Annotated in this window: 1 protein-coding gene; it reads left to right on the forward strand. The window is 74.4% G+C overall.

Features of this window, described 5'->3' with window-relative positions; genetic code table 11:
• Positions 1 to 26: 26 nt before the first annotated feature.
• A complete protein-coding gene (locus ACZ7OH_RS21345; RefSeq protein WP_470282597.1) occupies positions 27 to 24,452 on the forward strand; it encodes a type I polyketide synthase in 24,426 nt (8,141 codons plus the stop codon).
• Positions 24,453 to 24,465: the final 13 nt, after the last annotated feature.

Raw genomic sequence — 24,465 nt, forward strand, 5'->3', positions numbered from 1 at the left:
ACGCACGAGGACCACAGGCGAGGGCGCTGGTGAACGAAGACAAGCTCCGGGACTACCTGAAGTGGGTCACGACCGACCTCGCCGAGACCCGGCAACGCCTCCAGGAGCTGGAGGCGGGGGAGAAGGAGCCGATCGCGATCGTCGCGATGGGCTGCCGGTTCCCCGGCGGCGTGACCTCCCCGGAGGAGCTTTGGGACCTCGTCGAGAGCGGCGCCGACGCGATGACGCCGTTCCCGGCGGACCGCGGCTGGGACACCACCGGCGGCGACTACGCGCGCACGGGCGGGTTCGTCGACACCGCCACGACGTTCGACCCGGCGTTCTTCGGCATCAGCCCGCGCGAGGCGCTCGCCACCGACCCGCAGCAGCGGCTCCTGCTCGAAGTGTCGTGGGAGGTCTTCGAACGCGCGGGCATCGACCCCGGCACGCTCGCCGGGACTTCGGCCGGGGTCTTCGTCGGCTCGACGCCGTCCGGGTACGGCGTCGGCAGCGAGACCGACGAGGTCGCCGGCCACCTGCTCACCGGCAACGCGGGCAGCGTCCTGTCCGGCCGCCTCGCCTACAGCTACGGCCTGGAAGGTCCCGCCGTCACCGTCGACACGGCGTGCTCGTCGGCGCTGGTCGCGCTGCACCTCGCCTGCCAGGCCCTGCGCAAGCGCGAGTGCTCCCTTGCCCTGGCCGGCGGCGCGACGATCATGTCGACCCCGGCCGTCTTCCTCGAGTTCGCCCGCCAGGGTGGGCTGGCCGGCGACGGCCGGTGCAAGCCGTTCGCCGAAGCCGCCGACGGCACCGGCTGGGGCGAGGGCGTCGGCCTGCTGCTGCTGGAGCGCCTGTCCGACGCGCGGCGCCGCAACCACCCGGTGCTCGCCGTGGTCGAGGGCTCGGCCGTCAACTCCGACGGCGCGTCCAACGGCCTCACCGCGCCGAACGGCCCGTCGCAGCAGCGCGTCATCCGCGCGGCACTGGCCGCCGCCGGGCTGTCACCGTCCGATGTGGACGTCGTCGAAGCGCACGGCACCGGCACCACCCTCGGCGACCCGATCGAGGCGCAGGCGCTGCTGGCCACCTACGGGCAGCACCGCCCGGCGGACCGGCCGCTGCGCGTGGGCGCGGTGAAGTCCACCATCGGGCACACCCAGGCCGCCTCCGGCGCGGCCGGCGTCATCAAGATGGTCCTCGCCCTGCGGCACGGGCACCTCCCGCGGACCCTGCACCTGGACGCGCCGACGTCCCACGTGGACTGGTCGGCCGGCGCCGTCGAGCTGCTGGCCGAGCCGATGCCGTGGCCGGAGCGGGACGAGCCCCGCCGGGCCGGGGTGTCCGCGTTCGGCGTCAGCGGCACCAATGCCCACGTCCTGCTGTCGGAAGCACCCGCGGCCGACGAGACCGACGAGCCGCCGGTCGTGACGGGGCTGCTGCCGTTCCTGGCTTCCGCGCGCGGAGCGGCTGCGTTGCGGGAGCAGGCCGCAAGCCTCAAGTCCGTTGTGGACTGTGCGCACTTGCCGGACCTCTCGTGGTCGCTGGCCACCGGCCGGGCGGCCCTCGACGACCGCGCGGTCATTCTCGCCGAGGACCGTGCCGAGCTGCTGCGCGGCCTCGACGCCCTCGCCGCGGACGGCGTCGCGCCCGGCCTGGTGCGCGGCACGGTCCAGCCCGGAAAGCTGGCTTTCCTCTTCACCGGCCAAGGTTCCCAGCGAGCCGGGATGGGCGCGGAGCTGCGCGCCCGGTTCCCGGTGTTCGCCGCGGCCTTCGACGAGGTGTGCGCGGAGTTCGACCGGCACCTCGACCGTCCACTGCGGACGGTGATCGCGTCGGGCGAGCACCTCGACGAGACGGCCTACACCCAGCCCGCGTTGTTCGCGGTCGAGGTGGCGCTCTACCGGCTGGCCGAGTCCTGGGGGTACGTCCCGGACTACCTGCTCGGCCATTCGATCGGCGAGCTGGTCGCCGCGCACGTTGCCGGGGTCCTGGCGCTGGCCGACGCGTGCACGCTGGTCGCCGCCCGCGGCCGGCTCATGCAGGCGCTGCCCGCCGGCGGCGCGATGGCGGCCGTCCAAGCGGCCGAAGACGAGATCGACCTGGTCGACGGCCTCTCGATCGCCGCCGTCAACGCCCCCGGCTCGCTGGTCCTGTCGGGCGACGAGGACGTCGTGCTGGCCGCGGCCGGGCACTTCGCCGGGCTCGGCCGCAAGACCAAGCGCCTCGACGTCTCGCACGCGTTCCACTCCGCCCGCATGGACGGCATGCTCGCCGAATTCCGGCGGGTCCTCGATGGGCTCACGTTCCACCCGCCGAAGATCGCGGTCGTTTCCAACGTCACCGGTACCCTCGCCGACCGGCTGACCTCGCCGGACTACTGGGTTTCGCACGTCCGCGAGGCCGTGCGGTTCGCCGACGGCATCGGCTGGCTGCGCGACGCGGGCGTGACCGGGTTCCTCGAAGTGGGTCCCGACGGCGCGCTCGCCGCGCTCGCCCAGGAATGCCTGTCCGACGGCGCCGCCGTCGCCGCGCTGCTGCGCCGCGACCGTCCGGAGCCACAGGCCGCGCTGACCGGCCTGGCCCGGCTGCACGTGTCCGGTCACGGGCCCGACTGGTCGGCCGTCCTGCCCGGCGGCCGCTGGATCGACCTGCCGACGTACCGCTTCCAGCGGCAGCGCTACTGGCTGGAGCCGTCGCCCGCGACCGGAGCCGGGGACGACGCCTTCTGGTCCGCCGTGGACACCGGCACCCTCGCCGACGTGCTGAACCTGCCGGCCGACGCGGTCGGCGAGCTGCTGCCCGCCCTGTCGGCCTACCGCGCCCAGCGGCAAGAGAAGTCCACTGTGGACGCCTGGCGCTACGGGATCGGCTGGACACCGGTGCCGACCACACCGGCCCCGCTCACCGGCACGTGGCTGGCCGTCGTTCCGGAGGGTTTCACGTCACCGGTGCTCGACGCACTGGTGAGCCGCGGGTTCGTCCCCGTGACGCTCGACCGGCTGCCGGAGCACGCCGACGGTGTCCTTTCGCTGCTGGCTCTGGACGGCGAGACCTCCACGACTCTCCTTCGCACCATCGAGCTGGTCCGCGGTGCGGCCGCCCCCGTCTGGGTCGCCACCCGGGGTGCGGTCTCCACCGGGCAGTCCGACCCGCTGCGCGCCCCCGAGCAGGCGCCGCTGTGGGGCCTCGGCCGGGTAGCCGCGCTGGAGTACCCGCAGCGCTGGGGCGGCCTGGTCGACCTGCCCGCCGACCTGGACGACCGCGCCCTCGACCGGCTGGCGGCCGTCCTGACCTCGGGCGAAGACCAGGTGGCGCTGCGTGCCTCGGGTGTCTTCGGTCGCCGATTGCGGCGGACCACCGGCCCGGCCGCCGAGCCGTGGTCGCCCGCCGGGACCGTGCTGATCACCGGAGGTACCGGCGCGCTGGGCGCGGTCGTCGCGCGCACGCTCGCCGAGGGCGGCGCCGACCACCTCGTGCTGGCCGGCCGCCGTGGCCTCGACGCCCCGGGCGCGACGGCGCTGCGGGACGAGCTGGCCGCGCTCGGCACCCAGGTCACCGTTGCCGCCTGCGACGTCGGCGACCGGGACGCCGTCGCCGGCCTCCTGGCCACGCTGCCCGACCTCGACGCCGTCATCCACACCGCCGGGGTCCTCGACGACGCCGTGCTCGACGGCGTTACCGCCGACCAGCTCGGCACCGTGTTCCGGCCCAAGCTCGACGCCGCCCGGCACCTCGACGAGCTGACCTGCGACCGCGAGCTGTCCGCGTTCGTCCTGTTCTCGTCGTTCGCGGGCAGCCTCGGCGCGGTCGGGCAGGCCGCCTACGCCGCCGCGAACGCCGGCCTCGACGCGCTGGCCGAGCAGCGCCGCGCCGCCGGGCTGCCCGCCACCGCCGTGGCCTGGGGCCCGTGGGGCGGCAGCGGCATGGCGGCCGACGACCTGGTCGCCGACCGGATGCGCCGGGGCGGCGTGCCGCCGATGGCGCCGCGCCTGGCCGTGGCCGCGTTGCGCCGCGCGATCGCCGGCGGGGAGCCGAACCCGATCGTCGCGGACGTCGACTGGGCGAAGTTCGTGCCCGGCTTCACCACCACCCGCCCCAGCCCGCTGCTCGGCGACCTGCCCGAAGCGCGGGACGCGATGACCACCCCCGACGAGCAGCCCCTTCTCGCGCGGCTGGCCGATCTGTCCACAGAGGACCAGCACGCGCTCCTGCTGGACGTCGTCCGCGCGCAGGCCGCCGCCGTGCTCGGCCATCCCGGACCGGAGGCGGTCGAGCCCGACCGGGCGTTCAAGGACCTCGGCGTCGACTCGCTGACCGCCGTCGAGCTGCGCAACGGCCTCGGCGCCGCGACCGGGCGCCCGCTGCCCGCGACGCTGGTGTTCGACTACCCGACCCCGGCCGCCGTCGCCACCTACCTGCGCGAAGAGCTGGCCGGAACCGCCGTGGCCCCGGCCGTCACGCGGTCCGCCGTCGTCGAGGACGAGCCGCTCGCCATCGTGTCCATGGCCTGCCGCCTGCCCGGCGGGGTCCGTTCGCCCGAAGACCTGTGGGACCTCCTGGCCGGCGGCCGCGACGCCGTCACCACCTTCCCGGACGATCGCGGCTGGCCCCTGGCCGACCTGTACCACCCGGACCGCGGCCACGAGGGCACCAGCTACACGCGCCACGGCGGCTTCCTCGACGGCGTGGCCGACTTCGATCCCGGCTTCTTCGGGATTTCGCCGCGTGAAGCGCTGGCGATGGACCCGCAGCAGCGGCTGCTGCTGGAGACGTCGTGGGAAACTTTCGAGCGCGCGGGCATCGATCCCTTGTCGCTGCGCGGTTCCCAGGTGGGTGTCTACATCGGAACCAACGGCCAGGACTACGCGGCTTTGCTGCGCGAGGCCGGCGAAGGCGGTTCGGAAGGCCATGCCGGGACCGGGAACGCCGGCTCGGTCGTCTCCGGCCGGATCTCCTACGTGCTGGGCCTGGAAGGCCCCGCCGTCACCGTCGACACGGCGTGTTCGTCGTCGCTGGTGGCGCTGCACTGGGCGGCGCAGTCGCTGCGCTCGGGCGAGTCGTCGATGGCGCTCGTGGGCGGCGTCACGGTGATGACGACGCCGGGCGCGTTCCTCGAGTTCAGCAAGCAGGGCGGCTTGGCCGAAGACGGCCGCTGCAAGGCGTTCGCCGACGGCGCGGACGGCACGGGCTGGGGCGAAGGCGTCGGGCTCATCCTCGTCGAGCGCTTGTCCGACGCCCGCCGCAACGGCCACCCGGTGCTCGCGCTGGTGCGCGGCTCGGCGGTCAACCAGGACGGCGCGTCGAACGGTTTGACCGCTCCCAACGGACCTTCGCAGCAACGCGTGATCCGCGCGGCGCTGGCGAGCGCGGGACTCCAACCGTCCGATGTGGACGCGGTCGAGGCGCACGGCACCGGGACGACCCTGGGTGACCCGATCGAGGCGCAGGCGCTCATCGCCGCCTACGGCCAGGACCGCGAGCGGCCGCTGTGGCTCGGTTCGCTGAAGTCCAACATCGGGCACACGCAGGCGGCGGCGGGCGTCGCCGGGATCATCAAGATGGTCCTCGCGCTGGGCCACGGCCTGCTGCCGAAGACGCTGCACGTCGACCGGCCGTCGCGGCACGTCGACTGGGACAGCGGCGCGGTGGCGTTGCTGACCGAAGCGCAGGCGTGGCCGGAGGACGCGGGTCCGCGGCGCGCGGGCGTGTCGTCGTTCGGCGTCAGCGGCACGAACGCCCACGTGATCCTCGAAGGCGTGCCCGCGGCCGAGTCTCCGGCGGCTCCGGGTGGTCTCGTGCCGTGGGTGCTGTCCGGCCGGTCCGAAGCCGCGCTGCGGGACGCCGCCCGTGACCTGCTGCGACTGCCGGACGCCGACGTCGCCGACGTGGCCGCCGGCCTGGCCGGACGCGCCGCGTTCGAACACCGGGCCGTCGTGTTCGGCGCGGACTTCGCCGAGCTGGCGACCGGCCTGGAAGCCCTCGTGGCGGGGGCGACGGCGGCGAACCTGGTCCACGGCGTGTCGTCGGCCGGCAAGTCGGCGTTCCTGTTCTCGGGCCAGGGTTCGCAGCGCGTCGGGATGGGCGCGGAGCTGTACGCGCGGTTCCCGGTGTTCGCGGACGCGTTCGACGCGATCTGCGCCCTGGTGGACTCGGCGTTGGACCGCCCGCTGCGCGAGGTCGTCTTCGGCGACGCGTCGCTCCTGGATGAGACCGGGTACACGCAGCCCGCGCTGTTCGCGGTCGAGGTGGCGTTGTTCCGGCTGCTGGAGTCGTGGGGCGTCCGGCCGGACTACGTTGCGGGTCATTCGATCGGTGAGCTGGCGGCCGCGCACGTCGCCGGGGTGCTGTCCCTTGAGGACGCGTGCCGATTGGTGGTGGCCCGGGCAAGCCTGATGCAGGCCCTGCCGACGGGTGGCGCGATGCTGGCCGTCCAGGCCACCGAGGACGAGGTTGCCGCGGTTCTTTGTGACGGCGCGAGTCTCGCCGCTCTCAACGGTCCACAAGCGACGGTGGTCTCGGGCGAAGTCGACGCGGTCGAGTCGATCGAACGGCACTTCGCCGGGCTGGGCCGCAAGGTCCGACGGCTCCCGGTGTCGCATGCGTTCCACTCGGCGCTGATGGACCCGATGCTGGACGCGTTCGCGGCGGTCGCCGACGACCTGACCTTCCATGCGCCGAAGATCCCGCTGGTGTCCACAGTGTCCGGTCGCCTGGCCGGCGACGAGATCCTGACGCCGGTGTACTGGGTGCGTCAGGTCCGTGAGCCGGTGCGGTTCGCGGACGCCGTCGGCGCGTTGGCCGGGCTCGGCGTGACCGGCTGCGTCGAGCTGGGCCCGGACGGCGTGCTCGCCGCGCTGGCGCAGGAAACCCTGCCCGCGACGGCGACGCTGCGCAAGGACCGGCCCGAGGAGCGCACGCTGCTCACCGCGTTGGGCCACCTCCACGTCGCCGGCCGCGGTCCGGACTGGACCGCGGTGGTGCCCCCGGCGAGGTTCGTCGTGCTGCCGACTTACCCGTTCCAGCGCGAGCGGTTCTGGCCCCGCATCAACGAGACCGCACCGGATACCGAATTCTGGACGGCGATCGAGCACGCCGACCTTTCGTCCACTCTGGACGCCACTGAACTGGCCATCCTGGAAACGGCGTTGCCGCTGCTCGCCCGATGGCACAGCGAGTCGTCCACTGTGGACAAGTGGCGGTACGCCGTGAACTGGCGGCCGCTGTCCGGGTCCGAAGGAGGAGTGCCGGGCACTTGGCTGCTGGTGCTTCCGGAGCACGGTGTCGAGCCGGACTTCCTCGAGACGCTGACCTCGGGCCTCGACTGCGTTCCCGCACGCCTGGCCGAACTGCCTGACGGCGACTTCGCGGGGGTGCTGTCGCTGCTCGCCTTCGACGAGCGCCCGGCACCGGACGCGCCCGCGATCTCGGCGGGGCTCGCGGCGACCCTGGAACTCGTCCAGGCACTCGATGGCACGGCGCCGCTGTGGTGCGCGACGTCGGGCGCGGTCTCGGTCGGCGGCGCCGACCCGGTCCGCAGCGCGACCCAGGCGGCGCTCTGGGGCTTCGGCCGCACCGCCGCCCTCGAACACGCCGACCGTTGGGGCGGTTTGGTCGATCTACCGGCCGTCCTGGACGACCGCGCGGTAGCCCGGCTTGCGGGCGTGCTCACCGGCACCGAGGATCAGGTCGCAGTCCGCGACGCCGCGGTTTTCGGCGCACGCCTGGACCGCGCGCCCGCTCGCGCGGGTGGTTCCTGGCGGTCGAGTGGGGTCGAAGTTCAGAACGCCGGCCCCGGCGCCGCCGCTCGCGCGGGTGGTTCGTGGCAATCAAGTGGCGTCGACGACCAGAGCGCCGACGCCGCCGCTGCACGTGCGGCCGGTCCGTGGCAGTCGAGTGGGATGGAGGATCGGACCGACGCCCCCGACCCTGCCTCGCGGCCGGACCGAGCACCTGCGTGGCGCCCACGCGGGACCGTGCTGATCACCGGCGGGACCGGGGCGCTCGGCGCCGAGGTCGCCCGCTGGTTGGCCCACGCCGGCGCCGATCACCTTGTCCTGACCTCCCGCCGCGGCCTCGACGCCCCCGGCGCGCCGGAACTACGTGACGAGCTGACAGCTCTCGGCGTCACCGTGACCGTCGCGGCCTGCGACGTCACCGGTCGCGGAGCCGTCGCCGAGCTGATCGACGGTCTCGACGGGCTGCGGGCCGTCGTGCACGCCGCCGGGGTTGCCCAGTCCGCGCCTCTCGCCGATCTCACTCCCGCTGAATTCGCCCGGTTCACCGCCGCCAAGCTCGCCGGTGCCGAGAACCTGGACGCCGTCCTCGGCGACCGCGAGCTCGACGCGTTCGTGCTGTTCTCCTCCATCGCGGGCGTCTGGGGCAGCGGTGGCCAGAGCGCCTACGCCGCCGCGAACGCCTACCTCGACGGCGTCGCCCACCGGCGCCGCGCGGCGGGCCTGGCCGCGACCTCGGTGGCCTGGGGCCCCTGGGCCGGCGGCGGCATGCTCGCCGACGAAGGCGCCGAAGACCACCTGCGCCGCCGCGGCCTCCGGCCCCTGGCCCCGGACCTGGCGATCGCCGCACTGCGCCAAGCCCTCGGTGCCGACGACATCGCCGTGACCGTGGCCGACGTCGACTGGACGCGGTTCGCGCCCGGCTTCAACGCGGTCCGTGCCAGCGCCCTGCTCGGCGACCTGCCCGAGGTCCGCGACGCCCTCGACGTCGCGGTCGAGGAAACCCCGCGCCGCGAACTGTCCGCCGACGAGCTGCTGGACCTCGTCCAGCGCGAGGCCGCGGCCGCGCTCGGGCACGCCGATCCGGCGTCCGTCGCCGTGGACCGGCCGTTCCGCGACCTCGGCTTCGACTCCCTGACCGCCGTCGAGCTGCGCAACCGTCTGAGCACGGTCACCGGCCTGAAACTGCCGTCGACGCTGGTCTTCGACCACCCGTCGGCCACCGTCCTCGCGGCCTTCCTCGTCGCCGAGCTGTCCGGCGGCGACGAGGAAATCCCGGTCCAGCGGGTCGAGGAGGTCGACGAACCGATCGCGATCGTCGGCATGAGCTGCCGCCTACCCGGCGGCATCGACTCGCCGGAGGACCTGTGGCGGCTGCTGGCCGACGGCGGCGACGCCATCTCGGCCTGGCCTGCCGACCGCGGCTGGGACGTCGAGGGCCTCTACGACCCCGACCCGGACGCCGAGGGCAAGAGCTACTCCCGCGACGGCGGCTTCCTCACCGGCGCCGGCGAGTTCGACGCCGCCTTCTTCGAGATGAGCCCGCGCGAGGCCCTCGCCACCGACCCGCAGCAGCGGCTGCTGCTCGAAAGCTCCTGGGAAGCCTTGGAACGCGCGGGCATCGACCCGCGGTCCCTCGCCGGGACCAGCTCCGGCGTGTTCGTCGGCGCGGGCGTCTCCGGCTACGCCGCGGGCCTGCGCGAAGCCCCCGAAGGCCTCGGCGGTCACCTGCTCACCGGCAACGCGGGCAGTGTCCTTTCCGGACGGATCGCCTACCACCTCGGCGTCGAGGGCCCGGCCGTCACGCTGGACACCGCGTGCTCGTCCTCACTGGTCGCGCTGCACCTCGCGGCCCGGTCCCTGCGGTCGGACGAGTGCTCCCTGGCCCTGGCCGGCGGGGTCGCGGTGATGGCCAACCCCGCCGCGTTCGTCGAGTTCAGCCGGCAGCGCGGCCTCGCGCCCGACGGCCGCTGCAAGGCGTATTCCGACGCCGCCGACGGCACCGGCTGGTCCGAAGGCGCCGGAATGCTCGTGCTGGAAAGGCTTTCCGACGCCCAGCGGCTCGGGCACCCCGTGCTGGCGGTGGTGCGCGGCTCCGCGGTGAACTCCGATGGCGCGTCCAACGGCCTGACCGCCCCGAACGGCCCGTCACAGCAGCGGGTGATCCGGGCCGCGCTCGCCGACGCCGGTCTCCGGCCGTCCGATGTGGACGCCGTCGAAGGCCACGGCACCGGCACCCGGCTCGGCGACCCGATCGAGGCGCACGCCCTGCTGGCCACCTACGGCCGCGACCGCGACCGGCCGTTGTGGCTCGGTTCGCTGAAGTCCAACCTCGGGCACACGCAGGCCGCGGCCGGCGTCGCCGGGGTGATCAAGATGGTGCTCGCCCTCCAACGCGAATTGCTCCCGAAGACCCTGTATGCCGGGCAGCCGTCGTCCGAAGTGGACTGGACGACGGGCAGCGTCTCCCTCCTCGCCGAGCCGATGCCCTGGCCGGCCGACGGGCAGCCGCGCCGGGCGGGCGTATCCGCGTTCGGCGTGAGCGGCACCAACGCGCACGTCATCCTCGAAGAGGCGCCCGCGGCCGAACCGGAGCTGCCGCGGCCGCGCCGGACCGGGCTCGTGCCGGTGGCGCTGTCGGGCCGGTCGGAGGCGGCGTTGCGCTCGCAGGCCGCGCGGCTGCTCGATCGTGCGGACGGTGACCTCGGCGACCTGGCCTGGTCGTTGGCCACGACCCGGTCGGCGTTCGAGCACCGCGCCGTCGTGCCGGCCGAAGACGCCGCCGAACTCCGGGCCGGGCTAGCCGCGCTGGCCGAGGGCACCAAGTCCGCCGGCGTGGTGCGCGGGACGGCGACGCAGGGCCGGACGGCGTTCCTGTTCACCGGCCAGGGCGCGCAGCGGGCCGGCATGGGTGGCGAGCTGTACCGCGAGTTCCCGGCCTTCGCTGCGGCTTTCGACGCGGTGTGCGCGCACTTCGACGGTTCGCTGCGGACGGCGATCGCCTCGGGGGAGCGGCTCGACGAGACGGCTTACACTCAGCCCGCGCTGTTCGCGGTCGAGGTCGCACTGTTCCGGCTGCTCGAGTCCTGGGGTGTGCGGCCCGACTTCGTCGGCGGCCACTCGATCGGCGAACTCGCTGCGGCGCACGTCGCCGGCGTGCTGTCCCTCGAGGACGCGTGCACGCTCGTCGCGGCCCGCGCGCGGCTCATGCAGGCCCTGCCCGCGAACGACGCAGCGTCGCGAAGCGACTCCGTTGAGGGTGGCGGTGGGGGCAAGGGCGGAGGGGCGATGGTGGCCGTCGCGGCCACCGAGGACGAGGTCACGCCGCTGCTGACCGACCGCGTGTCGCTGGCCGCGGTCAACGGGCCGTCGTCGGTCGTGCTGTCCGGTGACGAAGACGCCGTGCTGGCGGTCGCCGCGAAGTTCGGGAAGACCCGGCGGCTGCGGGTGAGCCACGCGTTCCACTCGGCCCGGATGGACGGCATGCTCGCCGACTTCCGCGCGGTGGCGGCCGGGCTGACCTACCACGAGCCTGCCGTGCCGGTGCTGTCGAACGTCACCGGCGAGATCGCCACCGACCTGGGCGACCCGGAGTACTGGGTCCGGCAGGTCCGCGCCACGGTCCGGTTCGCCGACGGCGTCCGCACGCTCGCCGCCCGCGGGGTGACGCGGTTCCTCGAGCTGGGCCCGGCGGGCGTCCTGTCCGCGATGGTCGCGGAGTCCGTGGACGGGATCGCTGTACCGGCGCTGCGAGCCGACCGTCCCGAAGCCCGCACGCTGCTCTCGGCGCTGGCCGAACTGCAGGTCGACGGCGGCGACGTCGACTGGGCCCGGGTCGTCGGCGATGGCTCGCGCGTCGAGCTGCCCACCTACGCGTTCCAGCGCGAGCGGTACTGGCTGGAGGTGCCGGACGTCGACGGCGACCCGGTGTCGCTCGGCCAGTCCGGCGCGTCGCACGGCCTGCTGGGTGCGGCCGTGGAGCTGGCCGGCGCCGACGGCGTCGTGCTCACCGGGTTGTTGTCGGTCGATGCCGCGCCGTGGCTGGGCGAGCACCGGGTCCACGGCGAGATCCTGTTCCCCGGCGCCGGGTTCGTCGAGCTGGCCCTGCGCGCGGCCGACGAGGTGGGCTGCGACCAGGTCGAGGAGCTGGTCCTGGAGGCCCCGCTGGTGCTGCCGGAGCACGGCGGGGTACCGGTCCAGGTCCGCGTCGAAGCCGCGGACGGCACCCGGCGCGCGTTCGGCATCTACACCCGCGGTGACGGCTGGATCCGGCACGCCAGTGGTTTCCTGGCCGATGGTTTGTCCACTTCGGACGATCTGACGCAGTGGCCGCCGCCGGGCGCGCTGCCGATCGACGACTTCTACTCCCAACGCGCGGCAGCCGGGTTCGGCTACGGGCCGACGTTCCAGGGCCTGCGCGCCGCGTACCGCTCCGGCGACGACGTGTTCGCCGAGGTGGCCCTGCCCGCCGGAACCACCACCGAAGAGTGGGGCCTGCACCCGGCGCTGCTGGACGCGGCCCTGCACGCGCTGGCGTTCGCCGACCTGACGGACGTGCTGCCGTTCTCGTGGTCGGGCGTCAGCCTGCACGCGACGGGCGCGACCGAGCTGCGGGTCCGGTTGCGCCGGACGGGAAGCGCCGTCCAGCTGACCCTGGCCGACTCGACGGGCCAGGTCGTGGCCGTCGCCGAGTCGGTGGTCCTGCGCCCGGCGACCAAGCCGGTCCCGGCCGTCACACACCACCGCGTCGAGTGGGTCGTGAGTGAGAAACAGGGCTCCAACCCGGGTTCGGCCGCGGTGCTCGGTGACCTTGGGCTGGAGGACTTGCCCTCCTACCAGGAGTTCGCCGACCTGACCGCCGCCGGGGCGGTGCCGGAAGTCGTGTTCGCCTCCTGCCGGCCCGACGACACCGAGGACCTCACCTGGGCGGTCTGGGCGTCGGCGCAGCGGGCATTGGCGCTGGTCACGGCCTGGCTGGCCGACCCGCGGTTCGCCGGCTCGCGGCTCGTCTTCGTCACCCGTGGCGCGGTCGCCGTCGGCGCCGGCGAGGTGCCGGACGTGGTGGAAGCCGCCGTCTGGGGCGCCGTCGAGCCGGTGCTGGCGCGGCACCCCGGCCGGTTCGCCCTCGTGGACGGCACCCCGGTCGAGCCGATCGCGGACCGGCTCGTGATCCGCGGTGGCGTCGGCTACGAACCCCGCGCCGCCGCGGTCACGCCGGACGCCTGGAAGCCCGAGGGGACCGTGCTGCTCACCGGCGCGTCCGGCGAACTGGGCGCCGCCGTCGCGCGGCACCTCGTCGAGGACCGGGGCGTCCAGCGGCTCGTCGTGCTCGGGGACGCGGACCTGCCGGAGGCCGTCGTCTGCGATCCCGCCGATCGGCACGAGCTGGCGCGGGCGCTCCGGGACATCCCGGACGTCACCACCGCTGTCCACATCGGACTCGCCGAGAGCCCGGCCGACCTGCGCGACCGCGCCGACATCGCCTTCAACCTCGCCGAGCTGGACGTCGACCTCGTCGTGCTGACCGCCGCCGGCGGCGACGGCCTGGTCGCGGCGCAGACCGCGGTGCTCGAAGCCCTCGCGCACAGTGCGCTCGCTTGCCGTCCCGGTGAGACGTTCGACCTGCTGGGCACGAGGGGCGCGCTCCGCACCGTCGAGCACGCCCCGGCGAAGCCCAAGACCCGCCGGGTGGTCACCCAGGTGGCCGACGCGGGCAACGCGCTGCACCAGCGGCTCGCCCGGCTGCCCGAGACCGACCGGCACCGGGCGCTGCTCGCCATCGTCCGCACCGAGGCCGCGCTCGTCCTCGGCCACGCCGGACCCGAGGCGGTCGGCGCCGACCGCGCGTTCAAGGAACTCGGCGTCGACTCGCTGACCGCCGTCCAGCTGCGGACCGCGCTGAACACGGCGACCGGCCTGCGCCTGCCCGCGACGTCGGTCTTCGACCACCCGACGCCCACGGCGCTGGCGAAGGCCCTGCACGCCGAGCTGTTCGGCGCGGAGGAAGAGCACACCGAGGCCGGCACCCGGGTCGACGAGCCGATCGCGATCGTCGGCATGGCCTGCCGCTACCCCGGCGGCATCGCCGACCCCGACGACCTCTGGCGGCTGGTCGCCGAGGGCGGCGACGCGATCTCGCCGTTCCCCACCGACCGCGGCTGGGACCTCGAAGCCCTCTACGACACCGACCCCGACGCACCGGGCACCTGCTACGCCCGCGAAGGCGGCTTCCTGCACGACGCGAGCGCGTTCGACCCCGGCTTCTTCGGGATCAGCCCGCGCGAGGCGGTCGCGATGGACCCGCAGCACCGCCTGCTCCTCGAAGTGTCCTGGGAGTCGATGGAACGCGCCGGGATCGACCCGGCCACGTTGCGGGGCAGCCGCACCGGCGTCTTCGCCGGCATCACCTACCAGGACTACGGCGGTCTGCTCGGCGCCGCGACCGACAGCTTCGAAGGCTTCCTCGGCACCGGCAACTCACCGAGCGTGCTCTCCGGCCGCGTCGCCTACACCTTCGGCCTGGAAGGGCCCGCGGTCTCGATCGACACCGCGTGCTCGTCCTCGCTGGTCGCGATCCACTGGGCCTGCCAGTCCCTGCGTGACGGCGACTGCACGCTGGCCCTCGCCGGCGGCGTCACGGTCATGTCCACCCCGGTCTCCCTGGTCGAGTTCAGCCGCCAGCGCGCGCTCGCCGCGGACGGGCGCAGCAAGCCGTTCTCGGCCGACGCCGACGGCGCCAGCTGGGCCGAAGGCGCCGGGATGCTGATGCTGGAACGGCTTTCCGACGCCGAGCGCAACGGCCACCGCGTCCTCGCGGTGATCAAGGGCTCCGCGATCAACTCCGACGGCGCGTCCAACGGCCTCACCGCCCCGAACGGACCGTCGCAGCAGCGGGTGATCCGGCGGGCGCTGGCCAACGCGCGGTTGACACCGTCCGAAGTGGACGTCGTCGAGGCGCACGGCACCGGCACCAAGCTGGGCGACCCGATCGAGGCGCAGGCCATCATCGCCACCTACGGCCGCGAGCGGCCCGCGGACCGGCCGGTGTACCTGGGGTCGTTCAAGTCCAACGTCGGGCACGCGCAGGCGGCTTCGGGCGTCGGCGGCGTGATCAAGATGGTCCAGGCCATCCGGCACGGCGTGCTGCCGAAGACACTGCACGCGGAGGTCCCGTCCCCGCACGTCGAGTGGGACGCGGGCGACGTCAGCCTGCTCACCGAGAGCCGGCCGTGGCTCGCCGACGGCCCGCGCCGAGCCGGGGTTTCGTCGTTCGGCATGAGCGGCACGAACGCGCACTTGATCCTCGAACAGGCCACGGAAACCACGCGACGACCTGAGCGCGAGACGCCGGCCGCGGTGCCGTGGCTGCTGTCCGGGCGCACGGCTGACGCCCTGCGACGGCAAGCCGAGCTGCTGTCCACAGTGGAGTCCGACGTCGCCGATGTCGCGGTGTCCCTGGCCACCACGCGGTCGGCGTTCGAGCACCGGGCGGTCGTCGTCGGCGCCGACCGGGCCGAGCTGCTCGCCGGGCTGGCCGACCCCGCCGTGCGCGGAGTCGCCGGGACGCCCGGCAAGACCGTGTTCGTCTTCCCCGGCCAGGGCTCGCAGTGGGTCGGGATGGCCCTCGAGCTCGCCGAAGCCGCGCCGGTGTTCGCCGACCGGCTCGCCGAGTGCGCGGCCGCGCTCGACCCGTTCGTCGACTGGCGGCTGACCGACGTCCTGGGTGACGCCGACGCCCTGACCAGGGTGGACGTCGTGCAACCCGCGTGCTGGGCGGTCATGGTGTCGCTCGCCGCGCTGTGGGAGTCCTACGGCGTCCGCCCGGACGCCGTCATCGGCCACTCCCAGGGCGAGATCGCCGCCGCCTGCGTGTCCGGCGCGCTCTCCCTGGAAGACGGCGCACGGGTGGTCGCGCTGCGCAGCCAGGTGATCCGGACGTCGCTGGCGGGCCGGGGCGCGATGGCGTCGGTGGCGCTGCCGGCCGAAGACCTCGAGCTGCCGCCCGGCCTGTCCCTCGCCGCGCTGAACGGCACCGCCGCGGTCACCGTCTCCGGCGACCCGGACCAGGTCGACGCGCTGCTGGCCCGCTGCGCGGCCGACGGCGTCCGGGCCCGCAAGGTCCAGGTCGACTACGCGTCGCACTCCGCGCACGTCGAGGCGATCGAGGCCGAGCTCCTCGACGTGCTGGCCCCGGTGACCCCACGCGCGGCGCGGATCCCGTTCTACTCGACCGTCACCGGCGACTGGCTCGACACGACCGAGCTGACCGCCGCCTACTGGTACCGGAACCTGCGGCAGCGCGTGTTGTTCGCGCCCGCCACCGTGGCGCTCGGCGAGCAGGGCTTCGACGTGTTCGTCGAGTCCAGCGCGCACCCGGTGCTGGGCAGCGCGATCGCCGGAACTCTCGATGACGCCGTCGTCACCGGCTCGCTGCGTCGCGACGAAGGCGGGCTCGCCCGCTTCCTGACCTCGGCCGGCGAACTGTGGGCGCGCGGTGTCGACGTGGACTTCACGCCCGTGCTCACCGGGTCCATTGTGGACTTGCCGACGTACCCGTTCCAGCGGCAGCGCTACTGGCCGACGCTGCCCGGCCCGGGCGACGTCGCCGCGGCCTCCGACGCCGCCGACGCCGGGTTCTGGTCGGCCGTCGAACGCGACGACGCCGGTGAGCTGGCCCGGACGCTCGGGCTCGACGCGCCCGCCGTCGAAGGCCTGCTGCCCGCGCTGGCCGCCTACCGCAGGCAGCGCCGCGAAGAATCCACAGTGGACAACTGGCGGTACCGCGTCGGGTGGCAGCCGGTCACCGTCGAGACCTCACCACGCCTCGAGGGCACCTGGCTCGTCGTGCGCCGTCCGGGCGACGAGACCGCCCTGCCCCTGGACCGCTTCGGCGCGGACGTCGTCACGATCGAGGTGGAGTCCGGCCTCGACCGCGCTGTCCTGGCCGAGCGGATCGGGGACGTCGAACCGGCGGGGATCGTGTCCCTGCTGGGGACCGACGTCTCCTACCGCGGGCTCGTCGACACGCTCACCCTGATCCAAGCCGTTGGCGACGCTCCCTTGTGGACGCTCACCCGTGGCGCCGTTTCGACCGGCAAGGCCGACGCGCTCCGCCAGCCTGCCCAGGCGCCGGTATGGGGCCTCGGCCGCGTGGCCGCGCTCGAACACCCCGGCCGCTGGGGTGGCCTGCTCGACCTGCCCGCCGACCTCGACGACCGCGCGGCCGCCCGGGTGGTCGCCGCGCTCACCGGCGACGAAGACCAGGTCGCCGTCCGCGCGTCCGGCGTCTTCGCCCGTCGTCTCCTGCGGTCCCCGCTCGGCTCGACCCCGCCGGTCCGTGAGTGGACGCCGGACGGAACCGTGCTGGTCACCGGCGGTACCGGCGCGCTGGGTGCGAAGGTCGCGCGCTGGCTGGCCGGTCGCGGCGCCGGGCACCTGGTGCTCACCAGCCGCCGGGGCGCGGACGCCCCGGGCGCGGCCGAGCTGTGCGAAGAACTTGCCGGGCTCGGCGCCCGCGCGACCGTCGTGGCCTGCGACGTCGCCGACCGCGACGCCCTGGCCGCCGTGCTCACCGAGCACCCGCCGACCGCCGTCGTCCACGCCGCCGGTGTCCTCGACGACGGTGTGCTGGACTCACTCACCCCGGACCGGCTGATGGGCGTGCTGAAGCCCAAGGCATTGGCCGCGTTCCACCTGCACGAACTGACCCGCGACCTCGACCTGACGGCGTTCGTCTCGTTTGCCTCGACGGCCGGTGTCTGGGGCGGCCCCGGCCAGGGCAACTACGCCGCCGCCAACGCCTACCTCGACGCGCTCGCCGAGCACCGGCGCTCGCTCGGGCTGCCCGCGACCTCGATCTCCTGGGGTCCGTGGGCCGACACCGGGATGGCCGACGCCGCGGCCGTCGCCGAACGCCAGCGTCTCGGCGGCATCCAGGCGCTCGACCCGGAGCTGGCGATCGCGGCACTGCAGCAGGCGCTCGACCACGGCGAGACCACGCTGACCGTCGCGGGCGTCGACTGGGCGCGGTACGTGCCGTCGTTCACCGCCGTCCGGCCGAGCCCGCTGCTGCTCGGCATCCCCGAGGCCCGCGCGGCGATCGAAGCCGCGGCGGAGCACACCCAGGGTGTGGGCGAGCGCGACGTGCTGGAGTTCGTCCGCACCCAGGTCGCCGGCGTGCTCGGGTACGCCGGGCCGGGCGACGTCGAGCCGAACCGCGCGTTCACCGACCTCGGGTTCGACTCGCTGACCGCGGTCGACCTGCGCAACCGCCTGTCCGCGGCCACCGGGCTCAAGCTGCCCGCGACGCTCATCTTCGACTACCCGACGACGACCGCGCTGGTCGCGCACCTCAAGACCGAGCTGGGCGAGCCGGCCGACACGCCGTCTACAGTGGACGCCACGCCGAAGGCCGTCGAGGACGACCCGATCGCCATCGTCTCGATGGCCTGCCGGTTCCCCGGCGGCGTGCGGTCGCCGGAGGACCTGTGGGCCCTGCTGTCCGGCGGCGCGGACGCGATCACCGACTTCCCCGACGACCGCGGCTGGGACCTCGACGCGCTCTACGACCCGGACCCCGACCACCAGGGCACGTCCTACACCCGCCGTGGCGGGTTCCTCGACGGCGCCAGCCGGTTCGACGCGGCGTTCTTCGGCATCAACCCGCGCGAGGCCCTGGCCATGGACCCGCAGCAGCGCCTGCTGCTCGAGACGGCGTGGGAGGCCGTCGAGCGCGCCGGGATCGACGCGGCGTCGCTGCGCGGCGGCCCGGTCGGCGTGTTCGCCGGCTCCAACGGCCAGGACTACACGCCGCTGCTCGCGCTCGGCGACGACGAGGGCGTCGAGGGCTACACCATGACCGGCAACGCGGGTTCCGTGGTGTCCGGCCGGATCTCCTACGCGCTCGGCCTGGAAGGCCCGGCCGTCACGGTCGACACGGCGTGCTCGTCGTCGCTGGTCGCGGTGCACCTCGCGGCTCGGGCGCTGCGGGCTGGGGAGTGCTCGCTGGCGCTCGCCGGCGGCGTCACGATCATGTCGACCCCGTCCGGGTTCATCCAGTTCAGCCGCCAGCGCGGGCTCGCGCTCGACGGCCGCTGCAAGGCGTTCTCCGACGACGCCGACGGCACCGGCTGGGGCGAAGGCGCCGGGATGGTGCTCCTCGAACGGCTCTCGGACGCGCGCCGCAACGGTCACCCGGTGCTCGCCCTCGTCCGCGGGAGCGCGGTCAACCAGGACGGCGCGTCGAACGGCCTGACCGCCCCCAACGGGCCGTCGCAGCAGCGGGTGATCCGCGCCGCGCTGGCCGACGCCGGCCTGGCACCGTCCGAAGTGGACGCCGTGGAGGCGCACGGCACCGGCACGGTGCTGGGCGACCCGATCGAGGCGCAGGCCGTCTTGGCCACCTACGGGCAGGACCGCGACCGGCCGCTGTGGCTCGGCTCGGTCAAGTCCAACATCGGGCACACCCAAGCCGCCGCGGGCGCGGCCGGGATCATGAAGATGGTCCTGGCGCTGAGGCACGACCTGCTGCCGAAGACGCTGCACGCCGACGTCCCGTCGTCCCATGTGGACTGGACGTCCGGCGACGTGCGGCTGCTGTCCGACGCCGTCGAGTGGGCGCCGAACGGGCACCCGCGCCGGGCCGGGATCTCGTCGTTCGGCGTGAGCGGCACGAACGCCCACGTGATCGTCGAGCAGGCCCCCGAAGAACCCACATCGGCCGATTCGGCGTGGTCGGGCCCGGTGCCGTGGGTCCTTTCGGGACGGTCCGAGGCGGCGCTGCGGGCCCAGGCCGCACAACTGGCCGACCGCCTGGCCGACGAGCGACCGGCCGACGTCGGCTGGTCGCTGGCCACCGGCCGCTCGGCGTTCGAGCACCGCGCGGTGGTGATCGGCACCGAGACCGACGAGCTGCTGCGCGGTCTGCGTGACCTCGTCGACGGGCCTCTCCCCGGCCCGGCGAGCGAAGGCCGGATCGGGTTCCTCTTCACCGGACAGGGTGCGCAGCGGCTCGGCATGGGCCGCGAACTGTACGACGCGCACCCCGTGTACGCCGAGGCGTTCGACGCGGTGTGCGCGCACTTCGACACCGAACTGGACCGGCCGCTGGCCGACGTCGTCTTCGGCGACGAAGGCCTGCTGAACGAGACCGGCTACACCCAGCCCGCGCTGTTCGCGGTCGAGGTGGCGTTGTTCCGGCTGCTGGAGTCCTGGGGTGTGCGCCCCGAGTACCTGGCCGGGCATTCGATCGGCGAACTGGCCGCCGCGCACGTCGCCGGGGTGTTCTCCCTGGCGGACGCGTGCCGGCTGGTCGCCGCGCGCGGCCGGCTGATGCAGGCGCTGCCCGGAGTCAGATCAGTGTCGCGGAGCGACTCCGTTGAGGGTGGCGGCGGGGGCATGGGCGGAGGCGGGATGCTGGCCGTAGCCGCCACCGAGGACGAGGTCACGCCGCTGCTCACGGACACGGTGAGCATCGCCGCGATCAACGGGCCGACGTCGATCGTGGTCTCCGGCGACGACCTCGACGGGATCGAGCAGCACTTCACCGCGCTGGGCCGCAAGACCAAGCGGCTCACGGTCTCCCACGCGTTCCACTCGCCGTCGATGGATCCGATGCTGGCCGAGTTCGCGAAGGTGGCCGGGCAGATCACCTACGCCGAACCGACCCTGCCGATCGTGTCCACGGTGACCGGTGCGGTCACGTCCGTGCTGACGCCGGAGTACTGGGTCGGCCAGGTGCGTGCGACAGTGCGGTTCGCCGAGGCCGTCACGACCCTGCAGGGTCTGGGGGTCAACCGGTTCGTCGAGATCGGGCCGGACGCCGTCCTCACGCCGATGGTCGAAGCGGCCGTAGCGGTGCCCACTCTGCGCGCGGGGCGCGACGAGCGGGTCACCGTGCTGGCCGCCGTCGGCGAGCTGCACGTCCACGGGCAGAGTCCCGAGTGGATGGCCGTGTTCGCCGGAACCGGCGCGCGCCGAGTCGACTTGCCGACGTACGCGTTCCAGTACCAGCGGTTCTGGCCGCACCTGACCGGCCTGCCGGTCGGCGACGTCACCGCCGCCGGTCTCACCGCGGTGGACCACCCGCTCCTCGGCGCGGCGGTCTCCGTGGCCGGTTCCGACGAGGTGCTGTTCACCAGCCGGCTCGCGCTGTCCACACACCCGTGGCTGGCGGGCCACGAGGTCATGGGCCAGGTTCTGCTGCCGGGCACGGCGTTCCTCGAGCTGGCCGTCCGCGCCGGCGACCAGGCGGGCTGCGCGCGGGTCGAAGAGCTGACGCTGGCCGCGCCGCTGGTGCTGCCCGAGCGCGGCGGCGTCCAGCTGCAGTGCTCGGTCGGGGCCCCCGGTGAGGACGGCGGCCGGGCGTTCACCGCGCACTCGCGGGTCGAGGGCACCGACGACTGGGTCTTGCACGCCACCGGCTTGCTCGCCGTCGACGCCGGAGAGCCCGGCGAACTGCTGACCGAGTGGCCACCCGCGCAGGCGGAACCCATTGCCGTGGAAGACTTCTACGACACCTACGCGGCCGGCGGGTTCGCCTACGGGGACGCCTTCCGCGGCCTGACCGCCGCGTGGCGCCGCGGCGACGACGTCTTCGCCGAAATCGCGCTCCCCGAACCGGCCAGCGAAGACGCGCGGCGCTTCGGCCTGCATCCGGCGTTGCTCGACGCCGCCCTGCAGGCCCTGCTCTACCTGCCCCTGGCCGGGTCGGGGCAGAGCCGCCTCCCGTTCTCCTGGTCGGACGTGACCCTGCACGCGTCCGGCGCCGCCGCGCTGCGCGTCCGCCTGAGCCTGGCCGGGCCGGACGCCCTGGCACTGACCATCGCCGACGCCGCGGGCAACCCGGTCGCCACCGTCGGTTCGCTGGCCATGCGCCAGGTCTCCGCCGAACTGCTGACCGAGCGACGGCCTCTGTACGAGTCACTGTTCCAAGTGGACTGGGTCCCGCTGACCGGCGGGTCCGAACCGGACACCCAGGCCTGGGCCGTCCTCGGCCCGGACCCGCACAAGCTCGGCGTCCAGCTCGGCACGTCCGGCCCGCTCAAGTCCTATGTGGACATCGACGCGCTCAGCGCCGAGGGTGGCACGCCACCCGAGGTGGTCTTCGCGCCGCTCGTGCCGGACCGTGCGGCAGACCTCCCGGCCGCGGTGCGCGCGGCCACCGGGCTCGCCCTGGAAACCGTGCAGCGCTGGCTGACCGAGGACACCCTCGAAGGCGCGAAGCTGGTGTTCGTCACCTCCGGCGCGGTGGCGCACCGCGGCGAGGTGACCGATCTCGCCAACGCGGCGGTCTGGGGCCTGGTGCGCTCGGCCCAGGCCGAGAACCCCGGCCGGTTCCTGCTGGTGGACGTCGACGGCACGGAAGCGTCCTTCGCCGCCATCCCGGGCGCCCTCAGCACCGGTGAGCCGCAACTGTCCCTTCGCGACGGTGAACCGCACGCGGCCCGGCTGGTGCGCGCGGAAACCGCGGGCGGGGTGCTCGCCGCGCCCGCGACCGGACCGTGGCGGCTCGACGTCGTCGACAAGGGCACCCTCGAAAACCTGACCCTGCTGCCGTGCCCCGAGGTCGAGGGCCCGCTGCCGGACGGGCACGTGCGGATCGCCGTCCGCGCGGCGGGCGTCAACTTCCGCGACGTCCTCAACGCCCTCGGCATGTACCCGGGCGAAGCCGGGCAGATGGGCTTGGAGGGCGCGGGCGTCGTCACCGAGGTCGGCGCCGGGGTGACCGGGCTGGCAGCAGGCGACCGGGTGCTCGGCATGTTCCCCGGCGCGTTCGGGCCGGTCGCGGTCGCCGACCAGCGGCTCGTCGCCCGCGTCCCGGACGGCTGGTCCTTCTCCGAGGCGGCGTCCGTGCCGATCGTGTTCCTCACCGCCTACTACGCGCTGGTCGACCTCGCCCGCGTCCAGCCGGGGGAGACCGTGCTGATCCACGCCGCGGCCGGCGGCGTCGGCATGGCCGCGGTCCAGCTCGCGAAGCACCTCGGCGCCGACGTGTTCGGCACCGCGGGCGCCGGCAAGTGGGACGCCCTGCGCGACCACGGTCTCGCCGACGACCGGATCGCGTCCTCGCGCACCCTCGACTTCGAGGAGCGGTTCCTCGCGGCCACCGAGGGCCGGGGCGTCGACGTCGTCCTCGACTCCCTGGCCGGAGACTTCGTCGACGCCTCCCTGCGGCTGCTGCCGCGCGGCGGCCGGTTCCTGGAGATGGGCAAGACCGACGTCCGGGACGCCACCGAGGTCGCCGCGGCCCACCCCGGCGTCGCCTACCAGGCGTTCGACCTCATCGAGGCCGGTCCCGACCGGATCGCCGAACTGCTGCGGGAGGTCCTCGACCTGCTCGGCCGCGGCGCGTTGCGGCCGGTGCCGGTCACCGCGTGGGACGTCCACCGCGCCCCGGCGGCGTTCAAGCACCTCCAGCAGGCCCGGCACGTCGGCAAGGTCGTGCTGACCGTGCCCGCGCCGCTCGACGCGGAAGGCACGGTCCTGATCACCGGCGGCACCGGCGGCCTCGGCGGGCTGCTGGCCCGGCACCTGGTCACCGAGCACGGCGCGCGGCACCTGCTGCTCACCAGCCGCCGCGGCCTCGCGGCCGAAGGGGCGGCCGAGCTGCGGGACGAACTGACCGGGCTGGGCGCGACCGTCACCGTGGCGGCGTGCGATGTGGCCGACCGCGACGCCTTGGCCGCGTTGCTCGCCGGGATCCCCGCCGAACACCCGCTGCGCGCCGTCATGCACACCGCCGGCGTGCTCGACGACGGCGTCGTCGGCTCCCTGGACGCGGCCCGACTGGACAAGGTGCTGCGGCCCAAGGTCGACGCCGCCGTGCACCTCGACGAGCTGACCCGGCACGCCGACCTCACCGCGTTCGTGCTGTTCTCCGGGGCCGCCGGCCTGTTCGGCGGCGCCGGGCAGGCGAACTACGCGGCCGCGAACGCGTTCGTCGATGCCTTCGCGACGCACCGGCACGCCCTGGGGCTGCCCGCGGTGGCGCTCGCATGGGGGCCGTGGTCGGCGTCGGCCGGGATGACCAGCGGCCTGACCGAGACGGACCTGAACCGGATGGCCCGCGCGGGCCTGCTGCCGCTGTCCGCCGAACTCGGGCTCGCCCTGCTCGACGCGGGTGTCGCTTCCGGCGAAGCGGCCGTGGTGCCGATGCGGGTCGACCCGGCCGCGCTGGCGTCCTCGGGCGTGCCGCTGTTCCGGGCGTTCGCCACCGCCCCGGCACGGCGGGCAGTCGCGGAGGTGGCGCACGCCGCGCCCGCCGGCCTGGCCGAGCGGCTCGCCGCGACGCCGTTCGCGGAGCGCGAAGACCTCGTCGTGGCCCTGGTGACCGGGCAGGTCGCCGCGGTGCTGGGCCATGCGTCCACAGTGGACATCGATCCGGCCAAGGCGTTCTCCGAACTGGGCTTCGACTCGCTGACCGCGGTCGAGCTGCGCAACCGGCTCGGCGCGGTCGCCGGGAAACGGCTGCCCGCGACGCTGGTGTTCGACTACCCGACCGTCCGCGAGCTGGCGGGCTACCTGCTCGGCGAGAGCGCGCCGTCCGCGACCGGCGCCGTTGACGAGCTGCGTAGTTCCCTCGCCGCGCTGCCCGCCGGCTACGAGGGCAGGGACGAGATCACCGAGCGGCTGCGGTCCCTCCTCGACTGGTGGACCGGGGAACCGCGGCTGGACGACGAAGTGGCGGCGGCCTCCGCCGATGAGCTGTTCGACCTGATCGACAAGGAGTTCGGGGCGTGACCTCCGACAACGA

It is taken from the genome of Amycolatopsis sp. NPDC114478 (assembly GCF_055633805.1).